24 protein-coding genes and 2 pseudogenes are annotated in these 22,917 nt (G+C 30.7%); 6 read left to right on the forward strand and 20 right to left on the reverse strand.

Annotated features, from left to right (window positions below; all coding sequences use genetic code 11):
- Positions 1 to 262: 262 nt before the first annotated feature.
- Positions 263 to 1,081, reverse strand: a pseudogene (locus tag KI230_RS12455) (SDR family oxidoreductase).
- A gap of 232 nt (positions 1,082 to 1,313) precedes the next feature.
- Here KI230_RS12455 and KI230_RS12460 point away from each other — a divergent pair.
- Positions 1,314 to 2,852 carry an AbgT family transporter gene (locus KI230_RS12460; RefSeq protein WP_006191049.1) on the forward strand — a complete coding sequence of 513 codons (1,539 nt, stop codon included), beginning with the start codon at positions 1,314 to 1,316 and terminating at the stop codon, positions 2,850 to 2,852.
- 111 nt (positions 2,853 to 2,963) lie between these two features.
- Here the strand turns inward: KI230_RS12460 and KI230_RS12465 are convergent, their stop codons facing one another.
- From KI230_RS12465 to KI230_RS12485, 5 genes are all read right to left on the reverse strand, one after another.
- Positions 2,964 to 3,386, reverse strand: coding sequence for a carboxymuconolactone decarboxylase family protein (locus tag KI230_RS12465; RefSeq protein WP_001146762.1), 423 nt, complete (start codon positions 3,384 to 3,386; stop codon positions 2,964 to 2,966).
- Positions 3,387 to 3,837: 451 nt separating this feature from the next.
- Complete coding sequence (locus KI230_RS12470) at positions 3,838 to 4,257, reverse strand: DUF1433 domain-containing protein (RefSeq protein WP_000037508.1); 420 nt, start codon at positions 4,255 to 4,257, stop codon at positions 3,838 to 3,840.
- 17 nt (positions 4,258 to 4,274) lie between these two features.
- Positions 4,275 to 4,694: a DUF1433 domain-containing protein gene (locus KI230_RS12475; RefSeq protein ID WP_000038231.1), complete on the reverse strand. Its 420-nt coding sequence runs from the start codon at positions 4,692 to 4,694 to the stop codon at positions 4,275 to 4,277.
- Between the two features lie 266 nt (positions 4,695 to 4,960).
- The gene (locus KI230_RS12480; protein ID WP_001034726.1) at positions 4,961 to 5,383 is read right to left on the reverse strand and encodes a DUF1433 domain-containing protein; all 423 of its coding nucleotides are present in this window, start codon (positions 5,381 to 5,383) and stop codon (positions 4,961 to 4,963) included.
- A 250-nt stretch (positions 5,384 to 5,633) separates the two neighbouring features.
- The gene (locus KI230_RS12485) at positions 5,634 to 6,329 is read right to left on the reverse strand and encodes an SDR family oxidoreductase (RefSeq protein WP_000217459.1); all 696 of its coding nucleotides are present in this window, start codon (positions 6,327 to 6,329) and stop codon (positions 5,634 to 5,636) included.
- 288 nt (positions 6,330 to 6,617) lie between these two features.
- Here KI230_RS12485 and KI230_RS12490 point away from each other — a divergent pair, with 288 nt between their 5' ends.
- Complete coding sequence (locus KI230_RS12490) at positions 6,618 to 6,899, forward strand: single-stranded DNA-binding protein (protein WP_000220938.1); 282 nt, start codon at positions 6,618 to 6,620, stop codon at positions 6,897 to 6,899.
- Positions 6,835 to 7,020 carry a hypothetical protein gene (locus tag KI230_RS12495; protein ID WP_020978354.1) on the forward strand — a complete coding sequence of 62 codons (186 nt, stop codon included), beginning with the start codon at positions 6,835 to 6,837 and terminating at the stop codon, positions 7,018 to 7,020. Before KI230_RS12490 ends, KI230_RS12495 begins: the two co-directional genes overlap by 65 nt.
- Positions 7,021 to 7,158: 138 nt before the next feature.
- On the opposite strand, the gene KI230_RS12500 is transcribed toward KI230_RS12495, so the two are convergent.
- From KI230_RS12500 to KI230_RS12560, 12 genes and pseudogenes are all read right to left on the reverse strand, one after another.
- Entirely contained in the window at positions 7,159 to 7,350 is a 192-nt protein-coding gene (locus KI230_RS12500; protein ID WP_001224379.1) for a hypothetical protein, read from the reverse strand.
- A 560-nt stretch (positions 7,351 to 7,910) separates the two neighbouring features.
- Entirely contained in the window at positions 7,911 to 8,705 is a 795-nt protein-coding gene (locus KI230_RS12510) for a tandem-type lipoprotein (RefSeq protein WP_000581890.1), read from the reverse strand.
- A gap of 111 nt (positions 8,706 to 8,816) precedes the next feature.
- Positions 8,817 to 8,924 (reverse strand): annotated as a pseudogene (locus KI230_RS12515) (Csa1 family protein); the annotation flags it as partial.
- A 316-nt stretch (positions 8,925 to 9,240) separates the two neighbouring features.
- A complete protein-coding gene (locus KI230_RS12520; RefSeq protein ID WP_045177706.1) occupies positions 9,241 to 9,528 on the reverse strand; it encodes a hypothetical protein in 288 nt (95 codons plus the stop codon).
- A 2-nt stretch (positions 9,529 to 9,530) separates the two neighbouring features.
- On the reverse strand, positions 9,531 to 9,857 hold the full coding sequence (locus tag KI230_RS12525) for a hypothetical protein (RefSeq protein WP_000495498.1): 327 nt from the start codon (positions 9,855 to 9,857) through the stop codon (positions 9,531 to 9,533).
- Positions 9,857 to 11,182: a membrane protein gene (locus tag KI230_RS12530; RefSeq protein WP_001044255.1), complete on the reverse strand. Its 1,326-nt coding sequence runs from the start codon at positions 11,180 to 11,182 to the stop codon at positions 9,857 to 9,859. The genes KI230_RS12525 and KI230_RS12530 overlap by 1 nt, the downstream gene beginning before the upstream one ends.
- On the reverse strand, positions 11,169 to 11,963 hold the full coding sequence (locus tag KI230_RS12535) for a tandem-type lipoprotein (protein WP_000581871.1): 795 nt from the start codon (positions 11,961 to 11,963) through the stop codon (positions 11,169 to 11,171). The genes KI230_RS12530 and KI230_RS12535 overlap by 14 nt, the downstream gene beginning before the upstream one ends.
- Before the next feature lie 243 nt (positions 11,964 to 12,206).
- The gene (locus KI230_RS12540; RefSeq protein ID WP_214958279.1) at positions 12,207 to 12,980 is read right to left on the reverse strand and encodes a tandem-type lipoprotein; all 774 of its coding nucleotides are present in this window, start codon (positions 12,978 to 12,980) and stop codon (positions 12,207 to 12,209) included.
- A gap of 113 nt (positions 12,981 to 13,093) precedes the next feature.
- Entirely contained in the window at positions 13,094 to 13,888 is a 795-nt protein-coding gene (locus KI230_RS12545; protein ID WP_000972290.1) for a tandem-type lipoprotein, read from the reverse strand.
- Positions 13,889 to 13,999: 111 nt separating this feature from the next.
- Complete coding sequence (locus KI230_RS12550; RefSeq protein WP_001549768.1) at positions 14,000 to 14,776, reverse strand: tandem-type lipoprotein; 777 nt, start codon at positions 14,774 to 14,776, stop codon at positions 14,000 to 14,002.
- A 302-nt stretch (positions 14,777 to 15,078) separates the two neighbouring features.
- Positions 15,079 to 17,940 (reverse strand): DEAD/DEAH box helicase, encoded by a 2,862-nt coding sequence (locus KI230_RS12555; RefSeq protein ID WP_045176479.1) that lies wholly within the window; start codon positions 17,938 to 17,940, stop codon positions 15,079 to 15,081.
- 1 nt (position 17,941) lies between these two features.
- Entirely contained in the window at positions 17,942 to 18,334 is a 393-nt protein-coding gene (locus KI230_RS12560) for a (deoxy)nucleoside triphosphate pyrophosphohydrolase (RefSeq protein WP_000755946.1), read from the reverse strand.
- 131 nt (positions 18,335 to 18,465) lie between these two features.
- On the opposite strand from KI230_RS12560, the gene KI230_RS12565 reads away from it, so the two are divergent.
- The 3 genes from KI230_RS12565 (at position 18,466) to KI230_RS12575 (ending at position 21,276) form a co-directional block, all read left to right on the forward strand.
- A complete protein-coding gene (locus KI230_RS12565; protein ID WP_001792493.1) occupies positions 18,466 to 20,274 on the forward strand; it encodes a phospho-sugar mutase in 1,809 nt (602 codons plus the stop codon).
- A 283-nt stretch (positions 20,275 to 20,557) separates the two neighbouring features.
- Positions 20,558 to 20,824: a SaeRS system activator ScrA gene (gene scrA / locus KI230_RS12570; RefSeq protein WP_000678764.1), complete on the forward strand. Its 267-nt coding sequence runs from the start codon at positions 20,558 to 20,560 to the stop codon at positions 20,822 to 20,824.
- A 143-nt stretch (positions 20,825 to 20,967) separates the two neighbouring features.
- Positions 20,968 to 21,276 (forward strand): hypothetical protein, encoded by a 309-nt coding sequence (locus KI230_RS12575; protein WP_000217723.1) that lies wholly within the window; start codon positions 20,968 to 20,970, stop codon positions 21,274 to 21,276.
- Between the two features lie 106 nt (positions 21,277 to 21,382).
- On the opposite strand, the gene KI230_RS12580 is transcribed toward KI230_RS12575, so the two are convergent.
- Positions 21,383 to 21,616, reverse strand: coding sequence for a hypothetical protein (locus tag KI230_RS12580; RefSeq protein WP_010956661.1), 234 nt, complete (start codon positions 21,614 to 21,616; stop codon positions 21,383 to 21,385).
- Complete coding sequence (locus KI230_RS12585) at positions 21,597 to 22,790, reverse strand: MFS transporter (protein WP_000966101.1); 1,194 nt, start codon at positions 22,788 to 22,790, stop codon at positions 21,597 to 21,599. The genes KI230_RS12580 and KI230_RS12585 overlap by 20 nt, the downstream gene beginning before the upstream one ends.
- Between the last annotated feature and the right edge of the window lie 127 nt (positions 22,791 to 22,917).

The following is a 22,917-nucleotide window of genomic DNA, read 5'->3' on the forward strand; positions in this document are numbered from 1 at the left end:
AAAATTCTCCTTAATTTATTAGAATAGACAAAATACAGCTTATTTTAAAGATACTCCAAAAGTTTGAACTCGAGATTCTGATAAATTAGATGCACGACCTACAATACGTTAAAACAAGCTTTAAGCAATACACTTCAAATGAACAATATGTGATTTTCAAAGATTAATTAATCTCCGCTTTAAATGTCTTTCATTGCGACAATATGCATACATTGCCTACTTCATGCCAAATTCTTTTCCACTGGATATCGATTTTAAATAATTATTCCAATGTCCGCTTCCACGAATCATCACTCAACATCTCGCCAGGCCATGTGTAAGCCATAACACCACCGTCAATGCGAATTGTTTCACCAGTAATAAATGAACTGTCATCAGATGCTAAAAAGACAACGAGCTTGCCTACTTCTTCTGGTTTACCTAAACGTCCCAGCGGAGTCATCCATTTTTGATTTTCTCTAAATGTTTTACCTGCATCATCCTCACTCGTACCTGTCAGTTTATCTACTAACGGGGTTTCAATTGTACCTGGTGCAATTGCATTGGCTCGAATGCCCTCGCGGCCATACTCAATTGCGATTGATTTTGTAAAATTAATCACTGCACCTTTCGCAGCATTATATCCAGAGCGATACAAGTCTGCTGCTTGTCCGGAAAATGAAGACGTATTAACAATAGAGCCACCTTGATTCATCATTAAAGGTAACATCATTTTCGTCATTAAAAATGTCCCACGCATATCTACATTCATAATCTTGTCATACACATCTATTGGATACTCATGAATTCTATCAGCCGCATTATCCACACCGGCATTATTAAACAACACATCGATTCTTCCAAACTGTTCCTTTATGTCAGACACAAAGTCTACCACTTGTTGTTCGCTTGCAATATCCACATTATACGCCTTCGCATTGTCACCATTACTTTTAATTTTATCGACAGTCTCCGATACCGCTTCAGCTATGTCTACCGCCAATACATACGCACCTTATTGAGCTAAAGCGATTGCAGAAGCTTGACCGATACCTGTACTTGTTCCTGTTACGACTGCTACTTTATTTTCCAAACGTTTCATTCAGTCACTCCTATACAACATATCTTAAACTTACAGTCCTTATTTTCCACTGTTCGATGCTTCATAAACCTAATAGATAAGTCTTCAGGCAGTCTTAACTACTCTGCTATACACTTTCTATTGAATAACTCAAAATATTTAACAATATTAGTTTTTTTATTTTCTGAAAATTGTTACTTTTGAGAGTATTTTTTGTTACACTTTAAATATTTAACAAAGGGGGGAATCATTGATGACATCAAAACATCAACAAAAGGGGTCTATCGTCAATCGTTTCTTGAATAGTGTTGAAAAAATTGGAAATAAATTGCCAGATCCTAGCGTTTTATTCTTTTTAATGTGTGTGGGCTTAGCCATTATGACGTGGGTTATCTCATTATTTAATGTATCTGTTAAGCATCCAGGTACGCATCAAACCATTTATATTAAAAATATAATTAGCCATGATGGATTTACGATGATAATGAATGATACGATTAAAAATTTCTCAGAGTTCCCAGCATTAGGCTTAGTACTAGCAGTGATGATTGGTATTGGTGTTGCAGAGAAAACAGGATACTTCGACAAGTTAATGATTTCTGTTGTGAATCGCGCACCACGTTTCTTAATTTTACCGACTATTATATTAATTGGTATTTTAGGTAGTACAGCCGGCGATGCTGCTACAATTATCTTGCCGCCGCTCGCAGCGATGCTTTTTATTAAAATTGGCTATCATCCTATCGCTGGACTAACGATGGCATATGCTTCCGCTGTAGGTGGCTTTGCCGCAAATATAGTTGTTGGTATGCAAGATGCTTTGGTCTATTCATTTACAGAACCAGCAACACGTATCGTTTCAGATTCTATTAAAACAAACGTTGCTATGAACTGGTACTTTATCGCAGCGAGTGTCGTTGTATTACTTCCTACGATATTGCTAGTTACAACTAAACTGATTATTCCTAGGTTAGGTCAATATGATGATCGTTTAATGCATGATGATCATGAAGAAACGTCTTCACATATTACTGACAAAGAAGCTAATGCTTTAAAATGGGCAAATATCAGTTTCATAGTCACAATTATTTTATTAATTATTACAGCCATTCCTGAACATAGCTTTTTAAGAAATGCTAAAACAGGCAGCTTACTAGACGATGCGCCATTAATTAACGGTGTCGGATTAATTATTCTTGTTGTATTTTTAGTACCTGGATTAGTTTATGGGATTTTAAGCAAAGAAATTAAAAATACAAAAGACTTAGGTAAAATGTTCGGCGATGCTGTAGGATCAATGGGAACATTTATCGTTATTGTGTTTTTTGCAGCACAGCTACTTGCGTATTTAAAGTGGAGTAATTTAGGAATTATCGCTGCTGTTAAAGGTGCCAAATTATTAGAACATCAAAACGGCATTGTATTGATACTAGGTATTATTGTACTGAGTGCAATGGTCAACATGTTAATCGGAAGCGCATCGGCTAAATGGGGTATTTTAGGACCGATATTCGTACCAATGTTAATCCTTATCGGCTTTCATCCCGCATTCACACAAGTCATTTACCGTGTAGGAGATTCAATTACCAATCCAATTACACCGATGATGCCGTACTTACCTTTATTATTAACTTATGCACAAAAATACGATAAACGCATGAAACTCGGAGCCTTACTTTCTAGTTTAATGCCGTATTCAATCGCGCTAAGTATTGTGTGGACAGTATTTGTCATTATTTGGTTCCTATTAGGTATCCCTGTTGGACCAGGTGGACCGATATTCGTTAAATAACAGTATTCAAAGGGATAAATTAAAATGCCACTATACAAGATTTGACCTGTATAGTGGCATGATTTGTTATGATATAGCGTTCGAGATGAAACTCTGTATTTATATGAAGAATTATAGTTTATCACTAATAATATTTAGCCTGTTCCAACCGTTAATTTGGTTTACAACAAAGACAAGATCAATAATTTGTTCTTCATCATAAAATGATTTTAGCCGGTCAATAATTTCAAACTTCTTAAAGTCTTTGATTGAATTTAACATTTCTGCAAATTCAAGCGTCACTTTTTCTTGATCAGTAAATAAATCTAAATGTCTAAAACTCAAGACTTCATCAATTTTCATTTGTGTTACACCCAATTCCTTTAATTCTTTTTTATGGATATCAACACAATAATGACAACCGTTAATTTTTGAAATTAATAACTTAATCAATGCACTAAGTTCATCATTAACGGGTGATTGATGAATAAACTTTTCACCTTGGCTCATTACAGACATTAACTCTCCATTTTGTTTCTTGTAATTATACGGCATTTGCAATCTCTCCTTTACATTGTTTAATACCAATCCAGTGATACTACACTTCGAACAATATTGGATAGAATTTGAAATTCTGTATAACATCTTGTCAATCTATGTTTTAGTTAAAACATTTAGCGCTTATATTTAAAAAATATATAAAATATGAAAACAGATTGAAAGGATATTATACCTTGCTCTACCCTTTTTTATAAAAAATCACACACATTTGAGAAAATTTGATAATGTCAATAAACCACGTCATCGACATTGTTATTCGATATATATTGTTCTTATAATGGCCAAACTATTATTCCATTTAAATTAACGTGGTTCGTTTGTGTTAATGTACTGTACAAAACTGGGGAAGTATTGGTGATGATGAAGTGATTTATATTAATTGCGAAACACCTTCGATAGCAATGACATAGATTATTGGAAGATTAAATCAAAAATAAAGAAGACCCTAGTGGCCTTCTTTTTTATCTAATTCTTCTTTGATTTTTTCTGGTGATTTTCTTTCATGTGCTGGTTTTAATAATTTATCTACTCCTTCACTTTTTATCATAGCGCCACCAAATTGATAATTATGTTCAGGCGATGCATAAGCAGTAAAATCATCTTCTTTATTTTCATTGATGTATCCTTCAATCACAGCACTTCCCATAGGACTTGTTTCCAAGTTTGTGAAATGTACAGATTTAATCGTGTTCGTTTCTTTAGTATTATGCTTAAGATAGAGTGTAATACGTTCTTGTTGTTCTTTGTAGTAAATCGCTTTTTGTTTTTCTTTTTCATCATATTTCATTTTAAAATGCATGACCGTAGAAACTGTACATATACACAATATGACACCAATAATTATAAAAACATGTTTTTTGGACATTAAAGTAACTCCTAACTTTAGTGACTCTTCTTTTTATTTAGTTCTTTTTTTATATCATCTGGTGATTTTAACTGATTGGCTGGCTTTAGTAACTCGCTTAATTTTTCACTTTCTATCATAGCACCACCAAATTGATAATTATGTTCTGGTGTAGCATAAGCAGTAAAATTATCTTTTTTGTTTTCATTTATGTAACCTTCAATCACAGCACTTCCCATAGGACTTGTTTCCGAGTTTGTGAAATGTACAGATTTGATTGTATTCGGTTCTTTAGTGTTATGCTTGAGATAAAGTGTAATGCGCGCTTGTTGTTCTTTATAGTATATTGCTTTTTGTTTTTCTTTTTCGTCATATTTCACTTTTAAATAGATACCTGCAACACTAATTAATATGATTAACATAATACTAGTTAATATTAAAATTTTCTTTTTCGACATCTATCACCAGCTCCTAAAATGTGGTGGAATTTTATACAGTTTACATATTTATGATACTACAAAACACACTCTTACAAAGAAAATCTATAATTTTAATCTAGGTCAAGGAAAAGCAGCCAAAAGTGTTTATATAAGATCAACGAAATATTGCGGGTATAAAGTGGTTAACAGATAAATACAGTGGAAATTGTACTAAAAATTCAACTTTTCATTTTTATATGTAAGTATGATTAACTTGAAAACAAAATTAAAACGGCCGCATAGTTTTAGCGGTCGTTCTTTTTAGACTCTAATTCCTTTTTTATCTCATCAGGTGATTTGGTTTGATGTACTGGTTTTAATAATGTGCTTAAATTTTTACTTTTGATTAAACTTCCACCAAATTGATAATTATGTTCTGGAGACCCATATGCAACAAAATCATCTTCTTTATTTTCATTGATGTAACCTTCAATTACGGCATCGCCCATAGGTCCTGTCTTTAAACTTGTAAAATGCACAGATTTGATGGTATTGGGTTCTTTGGTATTATGCTGGAGATAGAGTGTAATACGCTCCTGTTGTTCTTTGTAGTAAAGTGCTTTTTGTTTTTCTTTTTCGTCATATTTCACTTTTAAATAAATGACTGTAGCAACTATACATATACATAATATGACACCAATAATTATAAAAATATGTTTTTTGTTCATTAAAGTAACTCCTAAAATGTGGTGGAAAATGAAAAAATTTTTGTAATCTATAATTATGAACATTACAGATTATAAACCATAACACTAACATCGCCCCATTCATTAACTCGATTGTTAAAATCACCAGTTAGTGAAAATTGTGCAAGGAATAATTGCCTATCATGCTTTTATATCATTATTGCCTTACTAATATTAACAAAACCGATATTTATTACATTAAATGCCTATATCCCATACCTCAAACACATTTTTATACAGGACGCACTGTAATTTCATTCACGTTAACGTGCTTTGGTTGTGTTAATGCATATAATACTGCTTCTGCAATATCTTGTGGTTCAAGTTTTTTACGATCTGTTGGATTGTATGCGGCAGTTATGGCTGTATCTACCATTCCTGGAGAAATGCTTGTTACTTTAACGCCTGTCTTTGCCAACTCTTTTTCTAATCCTTGAGTAATAGTGTGAACTGCTGCTTTCGTCGCACTATAAATCGTACTGCTTTTCGTTACTTCAAAGCCAGAAATAGATGCAATGTTAATAAGATGACCACTTGATTGTTCTAACATAGTTGGTAATGCAGCCTGTGCCGTATATAAAGTGCCTTTGATATTCACATCAATCATACTATCCCACTCATCTACTTGATAATCAGTAATCTTAGACGATAACATTTGTCCCGCACTATTGATAACAATATCCAAACCACCGAATGTTTGTTGTGCAATTTTTATCAATTCATCGACTTCTTCTTTTTTCGTTACATCTGTTGGCACTACCTTCACACTATCTTGAGCTAATTGATTCGCCACATTTTGTAGTTTATCTTTATTTCTACCGGCTAAGATGACTTTCACACCCTCTTCATGTAGTAATGTTGCAATTGCTTCTCCAATACCACTACCTGCACCTGTAACTACTGCTATTTTATCTGTTAATACTGTCATAATGATCGACTCCTTTGATTCTTTTTATTTTTTCAGGGTAAATCATAAATACATATTACTTTTAAAAAGCGTATCACAATTCATATAACGGTCATAATAACTCGCTTCATTTTCGTTAATAAAGTATATTCCAAGCCATTCGAAATATACAATTAATCGTTGCTTATATTTTTTATTTTTAAAAATGTTGAAAAATCGTCACTTCTTTATTGTAAAAACATTATATTAGTACTAAAGTTAATACTGTGATTTATCATTCGATTGAATGATTAGAGGGAGGAATAAAACATGACATATCATGAGCGTGTTTTAGCATTAAGAGCAGAAAGTAAAAGAACCGCATTTGATTTTCGATTCGAAGATTTATTTAGCAAAGAAGAATGGCTAAGTATGTCTCTTGCAGAAAGACAAAAAGCTGAAAAAGCATTTCGACACGAAGTTAAAAATATGGACGATGTAAGAATGCCCTTCTCAAGTGTCCATGACGCCCAAGTAAAATTATATAATGTTGTATATTCTTATAACGGCATCAAACGTAATTTTAAACAAGTTGAAAATGAAGGATTCTAATATCATTTCGTTTATATATAGCAGACATGATAGAATTTTATATGTAAATCTTGTAGGTAATCGTTTTAAAAATAATATAAGCATGACTAAAGCCACATCCAATATAGGACGTGGCTTTTAGTATCGTTCCAGATTTGTGGGGAGTTAGGGTTTACTTAATTAAAGGGGTCTGCCCTCAATTGCTCACCAACGAGGGCAAGTTACATCAATCACACTTCAATTGCCGCCGACTAGGGGTAGTAATCATTGGCAATAAGAACTAGTTAGTGACTAACGATTTACGTTCCATAGCAAAGTGATACAAACGCTCAGCATCAATGTAAGGCATAGAATCAATAGTTAGGTAACCATCTTTGATGTCACCAATTAATCCTTGATTTACACCAGTGTTCACGTAAATATCATAGCTACTTACGTCTGAGAAAATAAGCGCTTCAATCTCTTTTCTCATAATCATCACTCCAATGTTTATATATTATTTATATAAACTCTCTCGTCTCTCTCTATTTATTAACTTCTTACAAGTCTAATATTACATGAATTTCCAAATAAATAAAGGGGTTTGTGATGTATTTCACAAATTTATCACTATTTTGGAAAATTAAGAAATATTTAATTATATAAAAGTTTAATAAGTAAGAAAATATGATAAAATGTAGATGTTCTTTAGACATTAAAAGCTTCTAACATGATACGGAATATGAGGTTCCTGTATCACATTAGAAGCTTTTTTGTTGTAGTGATTATATTGATAATGGCATGAATGAACACAAGCTGTCTTAGTTTCAGGAATCGGCTAGAATATTAAACTTCCGTTCTTTGAATATTTTTTAATTTCTTACTAATATCATCCAGTTCATTCTTCGCCTTTTTAACCCAATCTCCTTGAGCTACATTATCAAATTCACCTTTAAATTTTTTGAAATGGCTACCTATATTTCACAGCTCACTTTAGATATCGAACTTGTTTCTTCAGAGTTACTTGTTATATTACCAGGTTTTATTTGATATTCAGTTTGACTCATAACTTGTATCCTCACTTGGAGTATATTGTACAGAATCTGTAAAATAAATGTTTTCTTCTTTATTTTCTACAAAGGTAAATTCTAGATTTTTTGACCCTACAGATGAGCCTTTTAAATCACCATCACCTTTTATTAATAATTTCGGAGCTTTGTTGGTTGGAATATTATATCTTTTTCGAAGTTGCTTCACATTGTAGTCATCGTTTTTCAATTGATATTTTGCGGAATAACTTGGAACATTAGGATTATATGAAATGTCACCATCTTTATAATCATTAATATCTTTAAAGTCACCGTATTGTACAAAAAACTTAAAGTCTTCAATTTCATTTTTTAACTTGTCATTCGGTAGTGGCTTCGTTGGTATGATTTTATTATGTTCCATTTTTACCGGATACCTTTTTTCATCATCCTTTGGTCTGCCGTTACTGTCATCTGTCATTTCACTTATAAAATAATACCCTTTTGTGGTTCTAGTATTGCGATTGATATAGAGCACCATTCCTCTCGTTTCCATATCCTTACCTTTTGGCTCGATTACCATTTCAGAATTAACTATCCAAGTACCTTTATCACCCTTTTTAAATTCTTGATCTCGAAAGCCTTCTTTATCGTAAAAATCATCGAGATTTTTGGTTGGATATAATTTTAATGTTTGATTAAATGTGTCTTTAATTTGGGCGTTTCGACCATTTGTTTTTGTCATAATGACATAACCTACAATCAATATAATGAGTAATACCAAGCATATACCGAGCGTTAATTTCTTTGAATGAATCATCATTTCTCCACCTTATATTTTTAATATTGACTCAGTTTTTAATATTTACAACTAAAGCGAAAAATTATTTTGAACACTTTATGAAATTTTTATTTCAAACTTCTATTAACCCTATTCAGTAGGTTTGAAATTAATACTATCAGAAAAATACACATTTTCTTCTTTATTTCTTATAAAGTTAAATTCTAGTTCTTTAGAACCTACGGATGAGCCTTTTAATCGCCATCACCTTCATACAGTTTGAAGTCATATTTACCAATTGTAAATGACGACTAGATGATATATAGTTCAAGAAACATCAAAATTCGTTAAAACATAATCAAATTTTATTATGTTCAAAACTTTATTTTCCAAAAAATAAAAAAGAAGTTAAACAAAGATTGGTTGCTTAACTTCCATTATTGAATTCATTAGTCCGATTTGACAAAGATCCCGAAAAATAATGGCTAATAGCCACTTATAGTCGAAATTATGAACTATATAATTTATTTATTATTAAATGGATTATATAGTTATTGTGTTTCTTAATATCTTTTTATACTTTAATATCTTGAATTTTTTCTAAATCATTACTAATATCTTTTAATTCGCCTGTGGCATTTTTCACCCAAGCCCCTTGTGCCGCATTTTTAAAATCATCTTCAAAGTTTTTGAAATGACTTACCATTTGGTCAAGTAATATTTTCTCATCACTTTTCAGCTTATTTTGATGATCATGATGCATACGAACATGTTCAGGCGCAATAACCTCACTAATCTGTTCTTTTTCCTTCATTTGTTCCAATACTGCTAAATCTGGTAAACCACTAAAATCAAGTCCCACGCTTATTCATCTCCTTCAATTCTGTCAGATTGTTTTAGATATTCTCTTCTTAACTCATCTTTATAATCTTCTAATTTCATTTCGTGATGTCGGATACGTTGATTCGTTTCTCTATCGAAAGATTCTATAATACGTGTCATCCTGATCATAGCGTCTTCACTATAATTCATTTTATGTTTGAGATATAAGAAATGATCATACATTTGTTCACATTTCTTGCGTGTTTGATGTCTTAATTCATCAATTTGATTGAATGCATCATTCAATTGTTTTCTTTCTTCATCATAGGCATTTTCAAGTTCATTAATATTTTTATACGTAGTAAACATTACATCATCCCATCAATCTGGCTCGCTAACATTTGGTCATTAGAAACAATTGCTTCGATACTCTGTTTAATTTTTGCGATATAGCCATTACAATTTTTATAAACATCATTTAATTTCTTTATCTTATCATCAATTTTTCTTTTGGGATCTGTTTCAAGTTTACTTTCATACGCGCCACCTTTTCTTAATTCATCTATAACCTCTTCAGAGGTTAATTTTTCACCAATTTCATTTCCAACTTCTTGCGCTTTTTTCCAGTTGTCTCCAAATTTATGTGCCATCGCGTGATACATTTTTTTCAAATGTTGGCTTTCTTCATTCACTAATTGATTTAAGCCTTCGGCAATGGTTAGTGCTGTTAAAGCTTCTAATAATTGTTGTTGGGAGGAAGAGAGTGATCCACCCGTTGTTTGAATCCAATTCGCTCTTAACGTCTCTACTTTATGTAATCTATGCCTCGTTTGTTTACGAACGGATTTTAATGCTTTATTATTTTCGTCTTGGTAGCCTTTAACTTTGTTTAATTCAGCTAAGATTATAGCCTGTGTTCTGCTCATTAAAATACCACTCATTGCATGGCCTTCTCCATTTTTAAGTACTATTTTTTCTCCAGCAGTTTCATATAAATGATTGCGGACACCTGCATCTAATTCGTCTTCATCAGACACAAATCTTACAATGTGACCATCGTACTTTTCAATCAATTTTTTAAGTTCTTCTTGATCGGCATAAAGGCCGCTCACATCTTTGATCGCTAATGGTGCTGGATTATACACAACGATATGTTTAATATCATTACTCATACCTAAAATCATCGCATCTCTACCGCCCAGCGAATGTCCGGTAATAATATCAATATCATAGTCTTTTTTGATATTTTTGATAAAGTCTTGGGTATTTTTATAATGTGGATCTTTATCTGTGACGGAATGAAGGCCAATATTGACATCGGCCCCAATATCCTTTAGCGTTTCACTCGCATCTATATATCCTTGATAAGAAGGAACACCAAATGTTTGTTTTAATATTGCGTCTTTGTGTACATTAGTACCTGTCATACCTAAAGTAACTTTGCCAGTGTCTTTATTTAAAAAGGCGCTTGTAGTCGTACCTGTTTTGGGGTCCGTATAACTTTTAAGATATGAAAGATTTTTAGGGAAACTATTTTGTGATTTTAATATTTCTATTTGCGTTTGAATACTTGCATTATTTAAATCGTTATTATTTGCGTTTTCTATTTCATAACTTATACTAGATATTGCGCTTGTTTCTTCAGAGTTACTCTTTATATTGTCAGAATTTATTTGATATTTAGTTTTGTTCATGATTCATTTCCTCAGTAGGTTTGAAATTAATACCATCAGAAAAATACACATTTTCCTCTTTATTTCTTACAAAGTTAAATTCTAGTTCTTTAGAACCTACGGATGAGCCTTTTAAATCGCCAGATCCTCTCAATTTTAATTCAGGTGCCCTTTTGGTTGATATATCATATCGTTTTCTTAATTGTTGGACATTATAATCATCATTATTCAATTGATACTTTGCGGAATAACTTGGTACGTTAGGATTGTATGAAATATCCCCATCTTTATAATCTTTAAAATCTTTAAAATTCCCATATTGTACAAAGAACTTAAAGTTTTCAATCTCTTTTTTTAACTTCTCGTCCGTTATGGGCTTCGTTGGAATTATTCGATTACGTTCCATCTTGACAGGGTATTTTTTATCTTTATTATGAACGTATCCTTTTTTGTCTTCTGTTGTCTCACTTATTAAAAAATATCCCTTAGCTGTTCTAGTGTTACGATTGATGTAAAGTACCATCGCTCTGGATTTTAAGGCTCCTCCTTTTAATTGGATGTACATTCCAGAATTAATAATCCAAGTCCCTTTATCTCTTTTATCAAATTCTTGATCTCGAAAGCCTTCCTTATCGTAAAAATCATCAAGATTCTTGGTTGGATACACATTTAATGTTTGATTAAATGTGTCTTTAATTTGGGCGTTTCGACTATTTATTTTTGTCATAATGATACAACCTCCAATCAATATAATGAGTAATACCAAACATATACCGAGCGTTAATTTTTTTGAATGAATCATCATTTCTCCACCTTATATTTATAATTCTGACTCAGTTTTTAATATTTACAACTAAAACGAAAAATTGTTTTGAACAAATGAATTTAATTGTAATTATTTTGTATTTTAAATCTTCTTATCAGAATTATAAAACAATTAAATCAAAAGATAAAGTTTCTGTGATTTATTATTAATTTTAAGAGTTATCGTTATAATCTTTTACCTAGTGCTTTATGGAATTTTCATTCCAAACTTCTATTAACCCTATTCAGTAGGTTTGAAATTAATACTATCAGAAAAATAAATGTTCTCTTCTTTATTTTCTACAAAGGTAAATTCTAGATTTTTTGATCCTATTGATGAACCTTTTAAATCACCATCACCTTTCAATAATAGTTTCGGAGCTTTGTTGGTTGGAATATTATATCTTTTTCGAAGTTGCTTCACATTGTAATCATCGTTTTTCAATTGATATTTTGCGGAATAACTTGGAACATTAGGATTATATGAAATGTCACCATCTTTATAATCATTAATATCTTTAAAGTCACCGTATTGTACAAAGAATTTAAAGTTTTCTATTTCTTTTCTTAATTTATCATCAGCTATCGGTTTCGTTGGGATAATTCGATTATGTTCCATTTTCACTGGATATTTTGTATCTTTACTTTGTACATACCCTTTACTATCTTCCCACAATTCTCTAACAATAAAATTACCTTTCGTTGTTCTAGTATTACGATTTATATAGAGCACCATACTTCTAGATTCCATTTTTTTATCCTTCAGCTCAATTACCATCTCAGAATCAACAATCCAATTGCCTTTGTCGCCCTTTTCAAACTCTTGATCTCGAAAGCCTTCCTTATCATAAAAGTCTTCAAGATTTTTAGTTGGATACAGGCTCAACGTTTTGTTGAAGTTTTCTTTAATTTGTTTATCTTTACTACTTTCTTCTTTTTTCATTCCGCAAGCGCCTATAAAAACAGATAGTATTATCAGGCATAGACACAATTTTAACCTTTTTGAATGAATCATCATTTCTCCACCTTATATTTTTAATACTGACTCAATCTTTAATTTATACATTTAAAGCGAAAAATTTTTTAACACTTTATGAAATTTTCAATCCAAACTTCTATTAACCCTATTTAGTTTGACTCATAACTTGTATCCTCGCTTGGAGTAAATTCAACCGAATCTGTAAAATAGATATTCTCTCTTTTATTTTGTACAAAGGTAAATTCTAAGTCTTTAGAGCCTATGGATGAACCTTTTAAATCGCCATCACCTTTCAACAATAGTTCTGGTGCTTTTTTAGTCGGTATATCATATCTTTTTCTTAATTGTTGGATATTATAATCATCATTACTTAATTGATATTTTGCCGAATAACTTGGTACGTTTGGATTGTATGAAATATCCCCATTTTTATAATCTTTGAAATCTTTAAAGTTGCCATATTGTACAAAAAACTTGAAGTTTTCAATTTCTTTTTTTAACTTCTCATCTTTTATAGGTTTTGTTGGGATAATTTGATTATGTTCCATCTTGACAGGATATTTTTTATCTTTATCATGTGTATATCCCTTTTTATCTTTAGTTATCTCCCCTACTATAAAATATCCTTTCGTTGTTCTAGTGTTACGATTGATGTAAAGTATCATCTCTCTGGATTTTAAGGCTCCCCCTTTTAATTGGATGTTCATTCCAGAATTAATAATCCAAGTCCCTTTATCTCTTTTATCAAATTCTTGATCTCGAAAGCCTTCCTTATCATAAAAGTCTTCAAGATTTTTGGTTGGATATAATTTTAATGTTTGATTAAATGTGTCTTTAATTTGGGCGTTTCGACCATTTGTTTTTGTCATAATGACATAACCTACAATCAATATAATGAGTAATACCAAGCATATACCGAGCGTTAATTTCTTTGAATGCATCATCATTTCTCCACCTTATATTTTTAATACTGACTCAATCTTTAATTTACACAACTAAAGCGAAAAATTATTTTGAACACTTTATGAAATTTTCATTTCAAACTTCTATTAACCCTATTCAGTAGGTTTGAAATTAATACTATCCGTAAAATAGATGTTTTCTTCTTTATTTTCTATAAATGTAAACTCTAAATTTTTGTGTCCTATAGATGATCCTTTTAAATCACCATCGCCTTTTATTAATAATTTAGGTGCTTTCTTAGTTGGTATATCATACCTCTTTCTAAGTTGCTTCACATTGTAGTCATCATTACTTAATTGATACTTTGCTGAATAACTTGGCACATTCGGATTATATGAAATGTCACCATCTTTATAATCATTAATATCTTTAAAGTCACCGTATTGTACAAAGAATTTAAAGTTTTCGATTTCTTTTCTTAATTTATCATCAGCTATCGGTTTGGTTGGGATAATTTTATTATGTTCCATTTTTACTGGATATTCTTTTTCTTTACTACGTGAGTATCCTTTTTTATCTTCCCATAATTCCCTCACAATAAATTCACCTTTTGTCGTTCTGGTATTGCGGTCTACATACAGGACCAAGCCTCTGGATTCCATATTCTTTCCATTTGTTTCTATTGTCATTTTAGAGTGAATTATCCAAGTGCCTTTGTCGCCCTTTTCAAACTCTTGATCTCGAAAGCCTTCCTTATCATAAAAGTCTTCAAGATTTTTAGTTGGATACAGGCTCAACGTTTTGTTGAAGTTTTCTTTAATTTGTTTATCTTTACTGCTTTCTTCCTTTTTCATTCCGCAAGCCCCTATAAAAACAGCTAATAATACTAAATACAGCCAGAGCCTCAACCTTTTTGAGTGAATCATCATTTCACATCCCCATTTTTATTTTTGATGCAAAGTTAAGTTCAAATTCCAATTTTAATAATACTAGAGGAAATTTTATGATTAAATCCTCGTGGATTTTAATTGTTAGTTGTATTTTTCACATATCAACATCACAAATTATTTAAAAAGCGCAAATATCTTTATAATTTTTATTGGCCTAACCAACTAATTAATTAAGATAAATTGCGCTTATATTTAAAATAATAACACTGAAACTCAATGTATTTACTTATTAAAATTGATGTTTAAATACAACTTTACTAACATTCATTTTTCGGTTTACATTAATTTGTTAGATAACGATATATATCATCTCTTACAGCTTTATCCAGTGCTAAATCCATCGTTACTACGTTTGAACCATTCGGCATTTTATCTTGCTTTTCTGAACCTTCTATATATCCAGCAGTTCCTAAATAATAAAAATATATACCATCATCATCTTTTTTCTGTACAAAAATATACATTTTAATTCCTTTTGCTCTATGGGACAAAATTTTCTGAACTTCTTTTGATTTTAGCGTTCTATTAGATTTAGTAAACCATTTTAATTCATCTTGACTTAAAAATTCATCTTCATATTTTGTGCTATCACTTATATCCTCATGCTTATCATAAGTGATAAATATTGGCATTTCTTGGCTTCTTATCATGTATCCCATGATTACAGACGAACCATTTTTATTCCAATTAAATATTTTGCTAAAATCTTCTCTTGAATATTTATTATATAAAATCAGTCCATTTTTACCTTTTTGGTATTTTTCATTGTTATACTTTGATAATTCAATAAGATCTTCTAAAAATATTTTAAATGTTTGATTACTTAGAGCATTAGTAAATGCATCGCTTAGTCTTATCATTCTTTCATTACGTTCTATAATGGGACTTCCATAGATTTTTTCAATTCCTGCGTTGTAAAATGAAAAATCTAAAATTCTTAATGAAGTATCTATATCATCTTCTGTTATATCCTTAACTTCGTTCAACATTTTATTTTTTAATTCATCATATGTTAATTCATTTTTTAAAAGTTCTTCTAAAACTAAACTATCGATTCTTTTCAATCCAGGTGCTATTTGCCTTGAAAAGAAAACCAGATTTTTAGATTCATTTTCCGTCAATAATGTATCTATTTTTTTATATCTCACTAAGAACTCGTAATAATTACTAAATTTAGAAAATATAACGCTTGGATCTATAGAATGTTGTTGTATGAAATCCATTAGTAACGGCATGTGTCCCAATCTATTTTCAACTTCTTCATAAGCTTTTAATATTAATTTATTTTGATTTAATGATACTGCATCCAATGAATTGTAAATCTGTTTTTTAGCAACTTCTTCAAAATTAATTGTAGATACTCCATTAATCGAATCGTTATTCGTTAAAAACTTCTTATAATTATCTTTATTTTGCGATTGATCCCCAGAAAGCGCAATCGGAATTAAATAATTTGTCTTATAATTACCAATAAAATCAATTACTGTAACATACTCTTTATTTGAACTTTTTCTTAATCCTCTACCAAGTTGCTGAATGAATATAATACTAGACTCTGTTGGTCTCAACATTACAACTTGATTGACTTCTGGAATATCAATACCTTCGTTAAAAAGATCTACAGTTATAATATAGTTAATCTTACCTTCTTTTAATTTTTCTATTACAATTTGGCGATAATTAACACTATCATCTCCTGTTAAAGCAACACTTTTAATCCCTTTTGAACTTAGTTTATCCGCTAAATCATAAGCTTCTTTTTTGCTACTTACAAAAATCAATCCTTGTAAAATTTCACCTGAATATCCATAGTAATCTGTCTTTTGAATAATATAATTAACTCTTTCATCAGAAGTTAAATATCTCAGTTTAGTTACATCATCTTCTTTAATACCTTGATGTACATAATCAGTCACACCAAAATAATGAAATGGACATAAAATATCACTTTCTAATGCTGCTTGTAACCTTATTTCATATGCAATATTATAATCAAACAGTTCAAATATACTTAATTCATCTGATCTTTCTGGTGTAGCAGTCATTCCCAGCATGAACTTAGGTTTGAAGTAGTTAAATACTCGTTGATAAGTAGATGCAGCAGAACGATGTGCTTCATCAAAAACAATATAATCAAATTCATTTTCATCAAATTGCTTAAAATTATCATCTCTAGATAATGTTTGAATGGTTGCAAATAAATATTTGGCATCGACATCTCTATGTTTTCCTGTCAACAATCCAAAATCACTATCATTTTTTATAGGTAATACTTTTTTAAATTCTTCCTTAGCTCTATTTAAAATCCCCTCATTATGAACAATAAATAAAAATTTATTAGGGTTTACTTCTCTAACATCTAATGCACATAAAATCGTTTTACCTGTACCAGTTGCAGATATTATTAACGCCTTATCTTTGGCTTTATCCCTAATAGCTTTTAATGACCTTAATGCTTCTGCTTGCATTAAATTGGGTACAATTTCCACTGATTTTTTCACCTTATCAGCTAGCAGCATTTGAGTTTGTTCAACCTCCGCTAATTTTTCTAAGGAGCGGTACTCAAATGATTCTTTATATGATTTAATCCATTGCTGAGTCAGTGGGGTACTCTTTTGCCATAACAATTCAAATTCATTTTTTACACTATCAACTAAATCGCCATTTTTCATAGTAGACAGTAAAACATTATGCTCATAATTAACCTTTAACGCATTAGATGTTAAATTAGAGCTTCCTATTACCATAGAACTATAATCCTTATGTTCAAAAATATATCCTTTGGCATGGAATCCAGCAATATCAGTTAATCTTACCTCTACATTTTTTAATTTAAGTAATTCTCCATACATTTTAGGACTATTAAATCCTAAGTAATTAGATGTTAATATTTTCCCTTTAACACCCTTATTGCTTAAATCTAATAGTTGAGCCTTTAAGCTGGCTAATCCGCTTTCTGTTATAAAAGCTACAGAAAAATAGAACGTTTCACATTTTTGAAGTTCATCTATAATTGTTGAAAGGACTTTTTCATTTTTATTATTTACTAAAAGCTTCGGTGTATAATTCCCTTTATGAGAAATATCTTTGTCTATAAAACCTTTTTTTAAAGATTGATTGAAATCATTTAGTAATCTACTCATATTATCCCTCAGTCATAATTTTATTAACGGCTGGTATATCCGCTGGGGCCCAATTTAATTTATCAAGTTCGTTTATTGACAACCATTCAATACTCTTATGTTCAGTTAAAGTTGGTAACTCTTTGTTTAAAGTACATTTGTATGTTGTTAACTTAACAATGCCAAAATCATATTCATGTTCTGTAGTTATGACTTTGTCTCCAACAATTAGATCACATTTCATTTCTTCTCTAATTTCTCTGATCAAAGCTTCTTTTTCAGTTTCATTCTTTTCAATCTTACCGCCAGGAAATTCCCACATTAAAGGTAGACTCATTTCTTCACTTCTCTGTGCACAAAGAATTTTGTTATCAGAAAAAATAATAGCTCCTACTACATTGATTACTTTTTTCATAAGACTCACCCTTCAATTTAAAATCATCTTAATTGTTATTCTATCAAAAATTACAAAACTATATATAAATCAATATTAAAAATTAATATTTTACAATTTCCTGCATGATATATCACTCTTACATCTACTCCATGCATTTTCATACACATCTATTATATAATACTTGTGAAAAGTATTGTCTTGGGGCTGTGTTTTTTTACTTTTGGGACGTATTTCTTTATAATTCATTACATAAATGTAAGGGCTTTAGTTTTCATGTTTTATTAAGTCTAACTGAGATTTTGAAAGGATGTTTAGCAACAATGGATAAAGAATTATGGATAGAAAGAGCTAATGATAGTTTAGTTAAACATTTTTATGAGCAGCAATCTGACATTGAACAGCGAGAAGGTTTTGAAAGTAAATTAACATTTGGTACTGCGGGTATACGCGGAAAATTCGGTCTTGGTGAAGGTCGACTTAATAAGTTTACTATTGAAAAATTGGCATTAGGTTTATCGCGTTATTTAAATGCACAAACAAACAATCCAACAATAGTCATTCATTATGATATTAGACATCTTTCAACTGAATTCGCCCAAATTATTGCTAATGTATTAGCAAACCATCAAATAACAGTTTATTTACCTGATACATATAAAACGACACCGGAATTATCGTTCGCGGTGCGCAATCTTAATACTACTGCTGGCATTATGATTACAGCAAGTCATAATCCGAAAGACTATAACGGCATTAAAGTATATGGTTCTGATGGCGCGCAACTATCAACTGATGCATCTGAGCTTGCAAGTCGTTATATCGAAGAAGTTGGCGATCCATTACAGATTGACATACCTTCTTCAAAACAAAATACATCTTATATCAAGCCATTTCCGAAATCTGTAACTGATGACTATATGAAACACATTCAAAATATGATTGGCTATATTCCTAAATCTGATTTACAAGTTGTGTTCACTAGTTTACATGGTACAAGTGTTCCGATTGTACCTGAGTTATTAAAATCTTTGAATTTCAATCAATTTAATCTTGTAGAAGCACAATGTAAACCTGATCCGAATTTTAGCTCAGTTCAAAGTGCTAATCCTGAAGATCATCGCGCTTTTGATCAAGCAGTCGAACTTGCAAATAAGAGTCATGCAGACTTATTAATATCAACTGACCCTGATGCGGATCGTCTTGGCATTGCTGAACGTGATGCACATGGTCATATCACGTATTTTAATGGCAATCAAATTGGTGCGCTGTTACTTAATTATCGTATTCAACAAACGTCTCAATTACGTCACCGCTTAATGATTCAATCTATTGTAAGTAGTGAGTTAACAAAGTCATTAGCACGCTATAATAATGTTGAATACAAAGAGGTGCTGACGGGCTTTAAATTTATTGCTCAGGAAATAAGACAACTGGATGATCATCAAAATATGATTTTCGCATTTGAAGAGAGTTACGGTTTTCTATCAGAGCCTTTTGTACGTGATAAAGATGCCGTACAAATTGTGCCACTCATTATAAAATACGCTTCTGAGTTAAAATTATATGGCAAAACATTGAAAGATGAATTAGAACAGATTTATCAAACTGTTGGTAGACATGAGGATACATTATTCTCGCATACGCTAGAAGGATTAGAAGGTAAGAAAAAAATTGAATCAATTATGACACATTTCCGTTCAAATCCACCGCAAGAGATTCAGGGACTGAAAGTGAAAGCAATTGAAGATTATTTAACTAGCGAGGTTTATCATTTGGATAAAGACACAACGTCGCAGATTAATTCTCCTAAATCAAATGTTATTCGTGTCTTATTTGACGAAGGATTTATCGCTTTACGTCCTTCTGGTACTGAACCTAAAATTAAATTATATGTGTCGTTAAAATGTCCGAATTTTGATGATGTAGCTCAAAAAATTAATGCGATGATTTTTAGCTAATTAAAAATTTTAAACATCGAAATATTACATTTCATTTTATACTTATCAGCCCTTTTGAAACTAGAATCCTTATGTTTTCGCGTTTTGAAGGGGCTAATTTGTAATAATTTTTCAAAAGTATATTAGAAAATTAATTTTCATGTATTTTTCATATTAAGCGGTAATAATATAATAATTAATACCGCGACCTATTTAATTGTTTTCGCGATGAAAAAGGTTTAGAATTACAAAAATAACTATTTTAAATTTAGTTACAAATATATTTTAGAAAGGATGTGAAATAATGAAAGGCTCTAAACAAATACTTTTGATTATGGGCATTATATCTCTTATTGTTTTATTTATTTTTACACTATTCATCATGGCGCAATATGCAAAACATTATGAACAAAAATCCGACAGTTCCAACGCACATACTTTAAATTCATCATCAGCCATAATTGAGCAACATACTATGTCGAATTTAGCGTCTCTAGATTTATACGCTCCTGTTCGTAACATTACTTCTAGTCGTGATATTCATCCCATTTATTTCATGACAAAAGATTAAAACTTCCTTTTTCATAACCCCATTCATTCAACTAATAAATTAAAAAATGATAAAAACGTACTGTTTTTTAGAAACATACATATATAAGAAACGCATCCATTACTAAAAGACAGTACATTATATTCTATCAGGAAGGTGCAACAATGACCGTCAACATCGTAGTTTCTATCGTGTTCTGTATCAGTATGGTTATATTAGGCATTTATGTCGCAATAACTAAAGATTTCACACTAATCTCTTATATAAATCAAACGACCATTGCAGATAAACACAAGAATCAAATTGCATATATATTTGCGCTATGTATCAGTTTGAGTGCAGTATTTTTAATGTCTGCAATTCTATGCTTTGAATATGATTTTATTGCATTGGCATTCTTATTTTTAACGATAGCATTATTACTTATCGCATTATTCTACGTTTGCTTTTATAAAATTACAAAATACCCGTAAATGGTTGTGATAGTGTGTTGGTTAGATTTAATGGTGCGCTGTCAGTAAGTAATTGTTTGCGAAAAAATACAACCTTGTACGAATACAAAGTTGCATTAATATAGAATCATTTATGCTTTTTAATATCACAAAACAAATTGATTAAACTAGCTAAAATAGTCAAAATTGGAATCAAGATTACATAAATATCATAACCTCTAGATATTAGTATACATAATATAATTAGCGACCCTATTATAATTGCTAAATTATAAGCCAAACTAATTTTATATTTCATTTCAATTCCCACCTTAATAGCATTGATTAAAATTCTATTATGTTTACATAGACTTCTTAACAAACTTTAACCCAGCTAAGCTAAGCATTGAAATAATTGCACCTCCTGATATAAATATATTACTTAAGCTTAGTAAAGGTATAATTAAACTTATAAGTCCTAAAGACAATGTATCCGCTGCGTAATTCGATGTAGATGAGATACTAAATACTTTCCCCATCAAATGATTTGGCGTTTTTATTTGAATGGCAACTGATCTTGTTAGTCCCTCTATAGATTGTCCAAGTCCCAATAATGTTGCACCTATATATAATATCGCCACACTTGGAAACACATTAATAATCGATAAGCCAATTCCCCAAACTAAAACACCAATACTAAATTTAAAGATTAATCGCTTTTCTGACAGCAAACCCATAATCAATGACATTAATAAAGATGCTATACCTAAACATGATGTAGCTAGTCCATATACACCAACGCCCTCTTTTAATATATTGGAAATAAACAATGGTAATACAACACGCCAAAGGCCAGTATTAATCAATATGCAGGCAAATTGGATGATTATAATAAATGGAATTTCTTTAGATTGTTTCAAGAATTCCCAAGTTTCAGAAAAATCTTCTTTTGAGTGTCTATCAATCATGTTGTTATTTGTATATTTTAAAAGTGCATTAAAAATAAATCCTAAAAATAGCAATATACTACAAATAAAAAAGACGCCAACATTACCAACTAGTATTACAATGACACCAATTAAAGCAGGTAAAATAATATTTGAGCCTCTTTGCAAACTATCGATTAACGCATTACTTGTTGCTAAATGCTCCTCATCAATAATTTCAGGAAGAATTGCCCTAAACGCAGGATCCGTATAGCAGTTAATAATGGTGATAGCTGTAGATATGGTTAGAAGCGTCAGATAATTTAAATTTGATGTTATTGCAAGTAAAGGAATAATTATTATAATCAAACTTAGTATAAGATCAGATAGATAAAGTATTTTCTTTTTATTATGTTTATCAGAATATGCGCCACCGAAAATACCAAATATAATAAATGGAAGTGTTTGACTCATAACCATCATTGATAATTTTAAAGATGATTGGTTTGTCAATTCAACAGTAAACCAAATTATTTGTAACGAAAACAGCACAAAACAACTCCGACGTAAGAAATTACCAATCAATAAATATGTAAAGTTTCTATTTTTCAAAACTTCTAAGTACAACATATTTATCACCTCTCATAAAAATAATTGAATGCATCCACCAGCCTTTTTAGACCTTCTTCTAAACTCTCTTTATCCAAAGCGCAATTAATTCTAATATAATTTAGTCAGTTAAATATCAATTATTTCG

Origin of the sequence: Staphylococcus sp. MZ3, from assembly GCF_018622755.1 — a bacterium.
In the GTDB taxonomy this organism is placed as follows: domain Bacteria; phylum Bacillota; class Bacilli; order Staphylococcales; family Staphylococcaceae; genus Staphylococcus; species Staphylococcus aureus.

Coding starts and splice junctions, on each gene's coding strand:
- KI230_RS12460 (WP_006191049.1), top strand. CDS start 1,314: ATGACATCAAAACATCAACAAAAGGGGTCTATCGTCAATCGTTTCTTG.
- KI230_RS12465 (WP_001146762.1), bottom strand. CDS start 3,386: ATGCCGTATAATTACAAGAAACAAAATGGAGAGTTAATGTCTGTAATG.
- KI230_RS12470 (WP_000037508.1), bottom strand. CDS start 4,257: ATGTCCAAAAAACATGTTTTTATAATTATTGGTGTCATATTGTGTATA.
- KI230_RS12475 (WP_000038231.1), bottom strand. CDS start 4,694: ATGTCGAAAAAGAAAATTTTAATATTAACTAGTATTATGTTAATCATA.
- KI230_RS12480 (WP_001034726.1), bottom strand. CDS start 5,383: ATGAACAAAAAACATATTTTTATAATTATTGGTGTCATATTATGTATA.
- KI230_RS12485 (WP_000217459.1), bottom strand. CDS start 6,329: ATGACAGTATTAACAGATAAAATAGCAGTAGTTACAGGTGCAGGTAGT.
- KI230_RS12490 (WP_000220938.1), top strand. CDS start 6,618: ATGACATATCATGAGCGTGTTTTAGCATTAAGAGCAGAAAGTAAAAGA.
- KI230_RS12495 (WP_020978354.1), top strand. CDS start 6,835: ATGTTGTATATTCTTATAACGGCATCAAACGTAATTTTAAACAAGTTG.
- KI230_RS12500 (WP_001224379.1), bottom strand. CDS start 7,350: ATGAGAAAAGAGATTGAAGCGCTTATTTTCTCAGACGTAAGTAGCTAT.
- KI230_RS12510 (WP_000581890.1), bottom strand. CDS start 8,705: ATGATTCATTCAAAGAAATTAACGCTCGGTATATGCTTGGTATTACTC.
- KI230_RS12525 (WP_000495498.1), bottom strand. CDS start 9,857: ATGTTTACTACGTATAAAAATATTAATGAACTTGAAAATGCCTATGAT.
- KI230_RS12530 (WP_001044255.1), bottom strand. CDS start 11,182: ATGAACAAAACTAAATATCAAATAAATTCTGACAATATAAAGAGTAAC.
- KI230_RS12535 (WP_000581871.1), bottom strand. CDS start 11,963: ATGATTCATTCAAAAAAATTAACGCTCGGTATATGTTTGGTATTACTC.
- KI230_RS12540 (WP_214958279.1), bottom strand. CDS start 12,980: ATGATTCATTCAAAAAGGTTAAAATTGTGTCTATGCCTGATAATACTA.
- KI230_RS12545 (WP_000972290.1), bottom strand. CDS start 13,888: ATGATGCATTCAAAGAAATTAACGCTCGGTATATGCTTGGTATTACTC.
- KI230_RS12550 (WP_001549768.1), bottom strand. CDS start 14,776: ATGATGATTCACTCAAAAAGGTTGAGGCTCTGGCTGTATTTAGTATTA.
- KI230_RS12555 (WP_045176479.1), bottom strand. CDS start 17,940: ATGAGTAGATTACTAAATGATTTCAATCAATCTTTAAAAAAAGGTTTT.
- KI230_RS12560 (WP_000755946.1), bottom strand. CDS start 18,334: ATGAAAAAAGTAATCAATGTAGTAGGAGCTATTATTTTTTCTGATAAC.
- KI230_RS12565 (WP_001792493.1), top strand. CDS start 18,466: ATGCATTTTCATACACATCTATTATATAATACTTGTGAAAAGTATTGT.
- scrA (WP_000678764.1), top strand. CDS start 20,558: ATGAAAGGCTCTAAACAAATACTTTTGATTATGGGCATTATATCTCTT.
- KI230_RS12575 (WP_000217723.1), top strand. CDS start 20,968: ATGACCGTCAACATCGTAGTTTCTATCGTGTTCTGTATCAGTATGGTT.
- KI230_RS12585 (WP_000966101.1), bottom strand. CDS start 22,790: ATGTTGTACTTAGAAGTTTTGAAAAATAGAAACTTTACATATTTATTG.